The sequence below is a fragment of the Nostoc sp. genome (assembly GCF_036916575.1).
Classification (GTDB): Bacteria; Cyanobacteriota; Cyanobacteriia; order Cyanobacteriales; family Nostocaceae; genus Nostoc.
The window spans coordinates 1-10,744 of the sequence record NZ_JBALGC010000056.1; the positions used below are offsets into that span (position 1 = coordinate 1).

9 protein-coding genes and 1 pseudogene are annotated in these 10,744 nt (G+C 41.9%); 8 read left to right on the top strand and 2 right to left on the bottom strand.

Going from position 1 to position 10,744, the window contains the following annotated elements; translation table 11 throughout:
* From V7L29_RS13210 to V7L29_RS13235, 6 genes are all read left to right on the top strand, one after another.
* On the top strand, positions 1 to 1,182 hold a 1,182-nt coding region (locus tag V7L29_RS13210; RefSeq protein ID WP_334735756.1), incomplete at its 5' end, for an FtsK/SpoIIIE domain-containing protein.
* A gap of 7 nt (positions 1,183 to 1,189) precedes the next feature.
* Entirely contained in the window at positions 1,190 to 1,630 is a 441-nt protein-coding gene (locus V7L29_RS13215) for a hypothetical protein (protein WP_334735757.1), read from the top strand.
* A gap of 25 nt (positions 1,631 to 1,655) precedes the next feature.
* Positions 1,656 to 2,144 carry an ATP-binding protein gene (locus V7L29_RS13220; protein WP_334735758.1) on the top strand — a complete coding sequence of 163 codons (489 nt, stop codon included), beginning with the start codon at positions 1,656 to 1,658 and terminating at the stop codon, positions 2,142 to 2,144.
* 270 nt (positions 2,145 to 2,414) lie between these two features.
* On the top strand, positions 2,415 to 3,680 hold the full coding sequence (locus V7L29_RS13225; RefSeq protein WP_334735759.1) for a hypothetical protein: 1,266 nt from the start codon (positions 2,415 to 2,417) through the stop codon (positions 3,678 to 3,680).
* A gap of 271 nt (positions 3,681 to 3,951) precedes the next feature.
* On the top strand, positions 3,952 to 4,458 hold the full coding sequence (locus V7L29_RS13230; RefSeq protein WP_334735760.1) for a hypothetical protein: 507 nt from the start codon (positions 3,952 to 3,954) through the stop codon (positions 4,456 to 4,458).
* 384 nt (positions 4,459 to 4,842) lie between these two features.
* Positions 4,843 to 5,979, top strand: a complete 1,137-nt coding sequence (locus V7L29_RS13235) for an FAD-dependent oxidoreductase (RefSeq protein ID WP_334735761.1) — start codon at positions 4,843 to 4,845, stop codon at positions 5,977 to 5,979.
* 535 nt (positions 5,980 to 6,514) lie between these two features.
* On the opposite strand, the gene V7L29_RS13240 is transcribed toward V7L29_RS13235, so the two are convergent.
* Together V7L29_RS13240 and V7L29_RS13245 are read right to left on the bottom strand one after the other, a co-directional pair.
* On the bottom strand, positions 6,515 to 6,637 hold the full coding sequence (locus V7L29_RS13240) for a hypothetical protein (RefSeq protein ID WP_334735762.1): 123 nt from the start codon (positions 6,635 to 6,637) through the stop codon (positions 6,515 to 6,517).
* Positions 6,638 to 6,700: 63 nt separating this feature from the next.
* Positions 6,701 to 7,156 (bottom strand): helix-turn-helix domain-containing protein, encoded by a 456-nt coding sequence (locus tag V7L29_RS13245; protein WP_334735763.1) that lies wholly within the window; start codon positions 7,154 to 7,156, stop codon positions 6,701 to 6,703.
* A 520-nt stretch (positions 7,157 to 7,676) separates the two neighbouring features.
* On the opposite strand from V7L29_RS13245, the gene V7L29_RS13250 reads away from it, so the two are divergent.
* Complete coding sequence (locus tag V7L29_RS13250; RefSeq protein ID WP_334735764.1) at positions 7,677 to 8,861, top strand: hypothetical protein; 1,185 nt, start codon at positions 7,677 to 7,679, stop codon at positions 8,859 to 8,861.
* Positions 8,862 to 9,427: 566 nt separating this feature from the next.
* Positions 9,428 to 10,744: pseudogene (locus tag V7L29_RS13255) on the top strand (hypothetical protein); the annotation flags it as partial.

Sequence of the window (10,744 nt, forward strand, 5' to 3'; positions counted from 1 at the left end):
AGACAATTTGCTTATTTCCGCGATTATTTTACTTTTGACGGCGAACCTGATATTCATTCGGTATCCATCCCCGGTGGTGTTGATGTTGATGGCACCTATGTGGAAATTCAGCTTTATAGCGACAACGTGACCCATATCCTGGGTGGTGGGCGGACGCGGGGTGGAAAGTCGCAGTTTGAGAAAGCAGCAATCTTGTATTTGGTACGACGATATCCCCCTTCGGTTGTTCGATTAGCGCTTTCGGATGTTAAGCGTGTGACCTTTGGTAAATTTGATGGGCTACCCCATCTCGTTGCACCAGTTGCGCGTGATGCAGAGTCTACCGCTAACTTGCTTGATTACTTGGTTGAAGAAATGGAATTGCGTTACCAGGAATTTGAGCGCCACAGTAGTATTGAAACGATCGCACAGTACAACATACGGTTTACACCTGATTTTGTCATGCCGCGAGTGATTTGCCTGATTGACGAGTGTTTTGATCTACTTTCCGACGATAACTACTGCGATCGCATTGAGACTGCGTTGATGAAGTTGCTTGCAAAAGCGGGTGGTGCAGGGATTCACGTACTTTTGTACACCCAGCGACCTGATAAAAACGTGATTGATCCGTTGATTCGCTCAAACTTTCCAGCCAAGACAGCCTTTGTTACGACTCGCCCTGAAGACAGTTGTATTATCCTTGGGGACGATAAAGACAAACGTGCAGTTTATTTACTGGGATACGGAGATTTCTTGTATAAAACAACTGAAGTGCTGCGACTCCAGGCGCTTTATGTAGCTGACGATGAAGACCCTGAATACTTCCAGCAGTTACTCTTGGAAGCAAAAAACAAGGACGATCCCTATACAGCATGGAAATCTGGGTTAGACTTTGATGAATTTGTCGCTAGTTTGTACGGCGAGAGCAATAGTAATGACAATGGGAAATCTAAAACTAAAATTAATACTAAAACTAAGCAGTCTAAGACCGATTTTGAGGGCAGTTTTAATTTTAAGGTACAGCTTGACGAGGAAGCGAGAAACTCAATTTTGAATTTGTACCAAAAGGGCTATCAACTTGATGAAATTGTCAAAGCGGTATTCAATTTATCCCGTCAAGATGGTAGGTCGTACAAGAAATTTAGAAATGTTGTTGAGGAATTTTTAAATAGCTTGAAGCGGGGTGACGAAGATGATATTTGAATTAACTATGCCTTTACCTCCTAGTATGAACGAAATTATTAACCAGGCACGGTCAGGTTGGCAAGCCAGCGCTGGACTTAAGAAGTACTGGACAAACTTAATTGGTGAATTTGTTCGAGAATGTGAATTTTGTTTAGATGGTGCAGTTTGGATTGAATTTCATTGGTATCTCAAAAATTTTGGACGAGATAGCGATAATGTAGCTGCTGCCGCCAAATTTATCATGGATGGTCTGGTTACAGGACAAGCAATCCGTAACGATAACTTGACAGTTATCCAATCACCTGTAGTTCATTATTATCATCGCAGTAGTGGTGATAATGGTGTACTATTGAGACTTTCACAATCACCTGACTTTCTGTTAAATAATTTTATTGTATCTAACCAATTTTCCCGAAACAGCTTAGAAAAGTATAGTCAAAAAGTCACATATTTAGTGTCAATTTAACTTATGGAGATATTAGATTTAAAGGATGACGACAATGTTGCGTTATAAAGACTACCGTCAGTTAATCGATAAGGTAAATGCAGGCAAAAATATTAACCTATGGGGCAAGCAGAATATTGGGAAGACTCTTACTGTTAAAAACTGTTTACTCAAGGATATTAACTTAGAGTCTGTTTATCTCAATCTTGAATATCCTTTTAGTGTGGATCATCTATTCAACATTATTCCTATTAGCTTCAGCTTTTACTACCAGCAGGATTGGCAAAATATCATAAGTAAATTATCTAATGGTTATAATAGACTGCTGATGATAGATAATTTTGATAGATTGCACTTTGTTAGCAATACTTTCAGCAACGACTTATTTCGATTACAACAGTTAGCTCAATTAGAAAATGTTTCTTTAATATTAATATCTCGGATGCCACTAGAATATTTCCATTTTTCAGGTTTTGCTAACTATTTTGAAAAAATTGAATTAAACGAAACTAATACTTGGACTTTTGGATATTAGATATGTGGCTTATAGATATCGTTTTTTGGTGATATCCGCTCCGGGTGGAATGTTGGTTTAAGCAATAAAGCAAGTTCGACTCTTGCTATCACTATTGAGGATGAAACTACTGCCGATACTGAAAATTAACCAGGACGAATCTATTAAATAGTTTTGGAATTGTTAATAGAGTAAGGGGTAGGTTAGTAGTGTAGTTCTCAGTAAATCCCAATCCGTGCCGGGGCGAGAGTAATTAAAAACCTTGTGACCTGCATTTTAGAGGGATGAATTATGTTGAAGAAGTTTGCGTTTAATTACTTGAGAAACATTAATGCTGCTTTTGGAATGGTGTCTTTGACTACTATTGGTTTGGGCGCTATAGCAACTTTTTCTGGTTTGGGTTTATTGTACTTAGCTAGGGGCGGATTCCCAATTGTTGAGAAAGAACGCTCTGAACAAATTGCCTCTATCGGCATTGGTACTATTGTATTGGGCTTTACCGGAATTATTTTTGCTTCCTTGGGCGGTGCTTTCTTAACTATTGTTGAAGAATCGGAGGAAACTAATTCTAGGATAGAACCTGCAAAAATAGCTGACATAAAACTGCTTGTATTTACAAAACCTGAGAGCTTTGAAAAATCTAATGATGTGCCTTTTATTTACACTTATACGGTGATAAATTTTGAGGGGCATTCTGATTTAAAGGGCTTGTTTGTTTGCAGATTTGAAGAAGAACCATATCGGAAATTGGTACTTTACGAGAAATTACATTCTCACCACATTGACGACTTGACAGTAATCTATGATGAAATTGATCCAGACAGATTAATTGGACAAACTTTTTCCTCATATAAGCTTTTACCTTGTGAAGCTTTAGAGGAACATTTAGATATACACCGACGCTATGTTAATGCAGTTAATAGCGAAGAATTTACTTCTTGCTATTTGCAAGTGTGTGCTGGGTGTAAGTTACTGCATGGTGCCAATAATATTGTTTGTGGCATTCATCCATACGGATGGTTTGAAGATGGTTGCTGTCCAGATAAGCAATGGGATGAACGTAAGGCATTGTTTCCATTTGAAGATGATGCTGTTGTCGAAAGCTTAAATAGAGAAATATCGTCCAATCAGGCGAATATTTGCAAGTTTTACGGCGACCTTATTTTGTGGGATGAATACGCTAATCGTAGGTTTTCTTTTTCTTATTCCGGTATCTTGCTGAAACATTTTGATAGACTGCTTGAGCTTGGTACGGAAGCGAGACTTCTTTCCTACATCCAGTATTTCCGCACTCGAAATGTAGTGGTCTTTGACTACGTAGCATCAGGGCGAGTTTCGGAGTTTACGAAGGAACTTAAGGGCATAGCCAAAATCGAGGTTGATGGTGATGAGATATCTATCTTTTTTGATATATATGCACCCAGTCACCGCTTTCGCCGTGATGGTGTAGCGCTGCATCCTTACTCAACTTTTGTTCCCCAAGAACTCAAATATAACTACAACTTGGTTAGTTACGTCAACTACCTTAAGAGTAAAAAATTTGGAGTGCTGGGATGAATAAGGAAGTTTTTAAAAGCTGCGGGTGCAAGTCGAAAAAATCGCATTTTTGCAATTTCTGTATCTTGGATTGGTAATTTCTAAAATTCAACAACTGCAAATTTTGGAAAACTTGGTTCGTCTAATTGCTTAAAGGCAATTTACCCTCCTTCCTCCTACTGGTGGATGGGATACGTGTAAAAGCTTTCACTCAGTACGGGGGTTTCCCCCCGCTACTGGGTGGCAAGCCGCTACAACGCCGCCTATCAGTAATTCATGGAGTAATCACATTATGTCTGCTTTTGCAATATCACCTTTTGTACAATCTGTTAACGATGTTTTGTTTCCAATCGAGTTGTTTTTGATTATTTTCCCAATCTTGTATGTGATCTTTGTCCCTGCTCAATCAGTATCACTTCAAGTTAGTAATAGCGCTGCGGTGATTTCTAAAGAGTCGCCAGTTTTGGAAACTCAGAGGGATTTGACTGTTGTTGGTGCTGTTTATGATGAGGAAGAATTCTCTGAACCAGAATCTTCGATTATTGAAACTGCGCCGCCAGCTGTTGAAACCAGGTTTGCGGATGAAGCCAAACAACTTGTGCTAATAGATGTTACGGAAGAGAGGAAGAAGCTTTTGGATTTAGGTATGCGGAAGCTGCGACAGTTCTGCAAGGAACGCCAGATTCAAGGCTATTCTACCGTCTACAACCAGAAAAAACTTGATGGACTCGTTGACTTTCTGATCGCACAAGAAGTGACTTCTGCTCAAGTAGTCGAGTTTGTGGAAATGCTTGCTTAGAGTTTGATGAAAAGCCCCGGTTGGTACTGGGATTTAAAAAGTTGTCGTCAACAACAATACCTTTGCCAAAATAAGAGCCTAAAAAATTTTGGCAAAAACGGAAAAATCATCACATAGGTGTTTAGCTTATAAGGTGGCTGGGAATATCAAACCCTTGATACTGCGGGCGATACGTTAAAAAAGCCTTGTGGTCAACCTTGAAGGAATTTTTAGAACTCATTGTTTTTTGCCAAACCTTAGATAAAAGAAAGTTCAGACATCAATTCACCCTCGGAAATTGACGAAGGTATTGTAACAGTTTTTACCCTTTCTTGACCCTTTACCTGAATATGCTACATTCCATTAGGAGAAAGAAATGCCTACTCAAACCACGAAGGAATTAGGATGAATACTCCAGTCGCGATCATCGGTGCAGGGCTTGGTGGGTTGATGCTCGCCCGAGTCCTCCACGTTCACGGTATCGCAGCGACGATCTACGAAGCGGAAGCCTCGGCTAACACACGCACGCAAGGGGGCTTGCTTGATATCCACGAATATAACGGACAGCTCGCACTCAAGGCAGCAGGACTTTTCGATAAGTTCCTCGAGATTATCCAGGCTGGCGCTGATGCAAAGCGGGTAGTGGACAAGGACGGTAACATCCTGCTTGATAAACAAGACAATAGTAACAGTGGTCGGCCTGAGGTAGATCGAGGAGATCTCCGCCGGATTTTGATCGACTCCCTTCCTGCCGACACAATTCGCTGGGGACACAAGCTCACAGCAGTGTCTTCGCTCGGCGACGGGCGGCATATCTTAACCTTCGCTGACGGTCGAGCAGTGACTACCGGCATCCTCGTGGGTGCTGACGGCGCTTGGTCAAGGGTTCGTCCATTTCTTTCCGAGGTTAAGCCCGCCTATGTCGGTACCTCATTCATCGAGACGTGTCTTTTCGACGGCGACACCCGCCACAAGGCCAGCGCGGAAGCGATTGGCGGTGGCACGCTGATGGCGGTCGCGCCGGGTAAAGGCATCTTGACACACCGCTATGCCAATGGAACCCTGCACACGTACGTGGCGCTCAACAAACCGGAGGACTGGATTACCCGCATCGATTTCTCCGACTCAGTGACTGCCATGGCACGCGTTGCCGAAGAATTCGACGGCTGGGCTCCGGAGCTGACAGCACTTATCATCGACGGTGAGACGAACCCTGTGCCTCGCCCTATTTACGCGCTCCCGATCGAGCACAGATGGGATCGCTTAGCTGGGGTGACACTGCTCGGCGATGCAGCGCACCTGATGTCGCCGTTCGCTGGCGAAGGAGCTAACCTCGCCATGTACGACGGCGCTGAACTCGGGCAGGCACTCGCCGCTAACCCAGGTGATGTTGAAGCCGCGCTCGTCGCGTATGAAAATGACCTTTTTCCCCGCAGTGCGTCCGTTGCTGCAAAGACCGACCTAAACCTCAAGCTCTTTTTCGGTAACAACGCGCCTCAAAGCGTGGTTGATCTGTTCACTAATTATCTGCCCAACAAGTAGCTCCCCTGTACGCCAGTAAATCGTGCCCTTAGGCGAGCCGGAGGGCAACTCCCACACCCGCCATTTCGGAGACTCTTAAGAAACAAGGCAGAAGGCAGGAGGCAGAAGGCAGAAGGGAAGAGGATTTGACTTGTTTCTTCCATCCATAACGGAAGTGAGCGCGTCCGTAAACAGCTTCTGTTACTTTCCATAGATAAAAATCTGAAATAATTGCTGCATAAAGGTTTCAGGATAAAGGAATGAGAATACTCATCATATTAGGAAATAAAGTCACAAACCCAGTCCCAGTCAAAGTTTTAAATATTGCTTTTGATTTTTGTTTCGGGAGAGTGACAAAAGCGGGATAAGAAGTGATGATTGAGCTGGCTCGTCTGTCCTCAAATTGTTTTTGCAACACAACCTTTTTTGGCAGGTGAGAAGGCACAATAGTTGAGGTAATCTCAGTGTTCCTCATCAAAAGAGTTAAAAACTACTGCGTTGGAAGCTTCACATCTTGGTAGCGCCATTCTGGAAACACCCAGTTAATTGGGTTTGTTTACTTGGACACCTGACTATATACTTTCTCCGACTTTGCCGCTGCCACAGTATCGTCCTGCTTTTGGTACAGTTCTTTGGCTGTTTTTAAATGCTTTAAACTGTCTGCTTCGGTGCAGATCATACTGGCAGGTTCCGGAGATGATAGTACCTTTAGGATAGGATGGTTCTTGCTTGATAATTCTTTTTATTGCAGTTGGGCTTCTAAGATGCGTCCTATACTTCTTGGCGATAATGTCGGTAATCCCCTGCGAGTGGCTTCCTCAGCTACCTGCATATGGTAATGGTGCCTTGAACGACTAGGTTTTCGGTTCTTGCTCCATTCGCTGATTTCGACGATTTTGCTCGCCTCTGTACTTTTGCACTTCTTAGGTCTGCCCACGTTGACACCTAATACCTCATTAGCCTTGGCGATCGCTAACTCCTGAGTTTCTGACAAGATGGTACTTGATGTCCATCTTTTCTTCCACTTTGCTATTGATTTTTCGGTTACACCAATCTCTTGGGCTAAGGCTAAGTATTTTTTGCCTTCGTCTAGTCCTAGCAGAATCTTGGCTCTTTTGCAAACTTCATCGCTGCTGGTTGCCGCTATATGTTCTAGTACTTGTTTTTCAATAGAATTTAATATCTGAAGACGAGGCATCTAAAAATTTACCCCTCTTTACTGTACAATTTTGCCAAATTGAATCAAGACTGATATACTCTTTTTGTAGCGTCCGTTTGCTTAAAAACTCGCTCAAAGCCCTGGTGCAAACAGGGCTTTGAGGAAAAAACAAGCCCACCTGTTATGAGAACAGGGCGGAACATTGTTTTGTCAATTTAATTAACTAAAGCAATCATATCATGAGTTTACCCGGTTTGACAAACATTTCTTTAGATAGATGTATTTTTTACAGAAACCAGCACGTTAAATATCTCTTCAGTTGTTCTGGTTTGCAATGGGTTGGGAATAATAGTTTTCTATCGGTAAAATTCTCTTCAAAAGTTTTTTTGACAGGTAATATTTTTCTATTTATAAGATTAAATCATCTTTTTAAATTGCCACTTTTCCTAAAAGATATAAGTGATACAAGTCTTGGTGCATAAGATTTTTATGCTTTTTTATCGGAATTTTAAAAATTAAACTTTTCCTTTTTAGACAATTTGTGATCCGGAGTAAAAATATGTCTGAGGTGCATAATCAGGCAATTGTATATATTTCTCCTGCGGAGTTGGTTGTTCATCCGAAGCTGATAGAAATATATGGTGAGAATGAGAATCGTCCTGCTTTGGAAAAAAGTATCTCTGAAAGAGGGATTATTGAATCTTTGAAGGTATCTGCACGTACTGGTGTAAATGTTGTCTTGGCGGGTAAGTGTCGCTTGCAGATAGCCCGCCAGCTAGGGATTTTTGCTGTGAAAGTGGAATTTGTCGAGTCTGGTTCGTTTGAAGAAGATTTGAAACTAGTGCTTGACTTTAATCTCCATCGTGAAGGCGGGAAGACTCACTACCAGAAATTTCATGAGGGGCAGTACTGGGAGAGCGTACTTCGTCCCCAAGCGAAAGAAAGACAGCGCCAAAGCGCCCGTCGTTTGAATGAATCGAAGTATTCAAATTTGAACACTTTGATAGATGATAGGAACTCTCAATTAAACAAGGGTAAGCCTGTAATTCAGGAGGTTTCAGAGAATCTAAAAATCAGTGTTGGCAGTTATCACAAGGGTAAAAAAGTATTTGCATATATTTCTCAATTACGAGAACTTCAAAAACTTAAGGCAGTTATTGTACTGGAGACGGAATTTAACCGGAGCATTGATGCAGCATACAAGTTTGTTTGCAATCAAGATATCTGTGACCAGGTTATAGACCTGATTGAGGCAGATGAAATAGGTAGTATAAGTGATGGTATTGCTTGGATACGGAATGGCGATCGCAATCCGTTTCGGCGTTTTCAGCTTGACCAAGTATATCAATTCAAGAAAAGACTGCGGCCAGAGTTGGAAATTGTGGGACGAGTTATTGGTATAACTAATGAGTTTGTTGTGTTTGGATTGAGGAATTTAGTAAATATGAGTCTAGAAATTGTGAATTTACGTCCGCAACAGATTGATGCAGAGTTGCAAGATGAACCATCTGAGGAACAGAGGAAAAGAATACTTCACTTAATGCAAAAGTTTAGTGATGTTTTCCCAGTTCAGGTGTCTTTGACGGAGTTGTTAAAACTGACAAATTTAACTGAGAAAGAGGAGGTCTTATTACGAATGTATGAATCTGACGTATTTGAAAAAACTTGGGAGGATTATAAAGCTCAAATGAAAGCAATGGAAGTATCTACAAAGAGAAAAAAGGATAATGTTCGTGCTGCATAGATAGCTGTGAGCAGTTAATCTAGCAGAGAATTTATTCCATAATTTAACTTACCTAATAGATTAGCATCTCAATAGTAATTGCAGTACGAGTTCACTTTTTTGGGCGCTGAACTCGTATGAAGATATTTGACTGTTTTTTGTCTTTAAACTCGGTGGTGAAGAATAATTTCATCTTCACCAATTGTACTAACAAGAGCCAATGTGTGGTGACATTTATAGGTGTTGCTAGCTTTGCGGAGTTATCCCAAAACTCTTTTCCAGATTTAGTAACAACTTCGCTAGAACCGACCTATTTGACCTATTTAAATAGCTTCCAAAAAAAAGTTGGGTAGCCGCATTGTTGTTGGTGAAGCGTGTTGGACTAAATCTTAGCCTAAGCCTATGTATGTCTTAGCCTAAACAATTATAAGCCTCTGTTTACTTTTAACCACGAGACGATTACCAGTCGCCTCCAACAAGCGGATAACCAACCGCTTATTCAAAATCAAAAAATTCAACTTTAGGCTAACACAATTTGACCAACAGCGAGGCTACCTGATGCACGAAAAACATCAGGACAGTCACTCATGTTCCAAGAAAATTTCGGGGCAGAGGTTGATAACAAGCTCCAATTAAGCCTTGTACAGCCTTCAAAAAAGAAAATCAAACCCCATCTGCCCGCAGAATCTGTGGGCAAACGCTATGTAGAACGTTTTTGGCATCCATTTGGGGCGATAGTTGCCCCTTCTTTAGTAGAAGGTGCAAAACCAGCATGGCGCACCATCGATTATTACCTCCAACCCTCCCAACTGTGGAAGCTGCACCAAGACAAGTCAAAACTAGTAGGTTTGCGCTTTGACAACACAACTAGTTACGCGACAATCGATTTAGATTTTTTTGGGGACTACCACAATATTGAATCTATAAATCGCATCAAAGCGGCGCTAGAGGACATCGGCATAGTTGATATCATCATCCTCCAGTCCAGCTTCAGTGGTGGCTATCACCTGATCCTAACCTTTGCATCCCCCCTGCCCACCTTTGCCCTAGCCTGCGGTTTAGAAGTTACCTTGAGAAATGCAGGCTTAAGAGTACGCCAAGGACACCTAGAAATCTTCCCCAATACTAAACCATATAGTGAAAAACAAATAACCAACTACAAAGCTATCCGTTGCCCCATGCAACCGGGTAGCGGGTCATTTTTACTTGATGATGACCTACAAACAATTAGCGACTCCGTTTCTATCTTCCTTGACCATTGCGATCGCGCGGCCAGTCGGCAAGATTTAACCAAACTAAAACGAGTAGTAAACAAAGCCAAAAAACAAATTTCACGGGAGAGATATCGCAAGCAAGAATCTGCTGACGTTGTACAGTGGCGTGCCAACTGGGAAGAAATTATCACCACAGGCTGGACAGGAAAAGGACAAACAAACACCCTCCTACAAATCTTCGTAGGCTACGGAATCGTCTTTTTAGACTTAGAAAGTGATAAATTAGTCGAATTTTGCCTTACTACCGCAATTAACGCCCCTGGCTACAGCCAATATTGCCGACACCAGCACGAAATCGAAGTTAGAGTGCGGCATTGGGTAGAATCCACAAGTTGTAACAAATGGTATAGCCCTTACCAGAGTTATCCCGAACGGCTATTGGGTACATTCGCCAATACATTTGCAGAAGCCATAGCAGGCATTAGCAGCATTGATAAACCCAAAGACAACGTAATCCCATTTGACCGTCGTAAGCAACAGAACTGGGAACGCAGCCAACAAGCCCAACAACGGATTCAGATAGTGGTAAGGGCAATAGAGTGGGATAGTGGGTTGCCAGTAGGGGCTACTGAACGGGGGAAAGCGATACGTGCTGAGTACAAGCGCCGCTTTCACAAAACTATCTCACAA

Excerpts from the sequence above, each read along its gene's own strand:
- V7L29_RS13215 (WP_334735757.1), top strand. The coding sequence starts at position 1,190 with ATGCCTTTACCTCCTAGTATGAACGAAATTATTAACCAGGCACGGTCA.
- V7L29_RS13220 (WP_334735758.1), top strand. The coding sequence starts at position 1,656 with ATGACGACAATGTTGCGTTATAAAGACTACCGTCAGTTAATCGATAAG.
- V7L29_RS13230 (WP_334735760.1), top strand. The coding sequence starts at position 3,952 with ATGTCTGCTTTTGCAATATCACCTTTTGTACAATCTGTTAACGATGTT.
- V7L29_RS13250 (WP_334735764.1), top strand. The coding sequence starts at position 7,677 with ATGTCTGAGGTGCATAATCAGGCAATTGTATATATTTCTCCTGCGGAG.
- V7L29_RS13240 (WP_334735762.1), bottom strand. The coding sequence starts at position 6,637 with ATGATCTGCACCGAAGCAGACAGTTTAAAGCATTTAAAAACAGCCAAA.
- V7L29_RS13245 (WP_334735763.1), bottom strand. The coding sequence starts at position 7,156 with ATGCCTCGTCTTCAGATATTAAATTCTATTGAAAAACAAGTACTAGAA.
- V7L29_RS13225 (WP_334735759.1), top strand. The coding sequence starts at position 2,415 with ATGTTGAAGAAGTTTGCGTTTAATTACTTGAGAAACATTAATGCTGCT.
- V7L29_RS13235 (WP_334735761.1), top strand. The coding sequence starts at position 4,843 with ATGAATACTCCAGTCGCGATCATCGGTGCAGGGCTTGGTGGGTTGATG.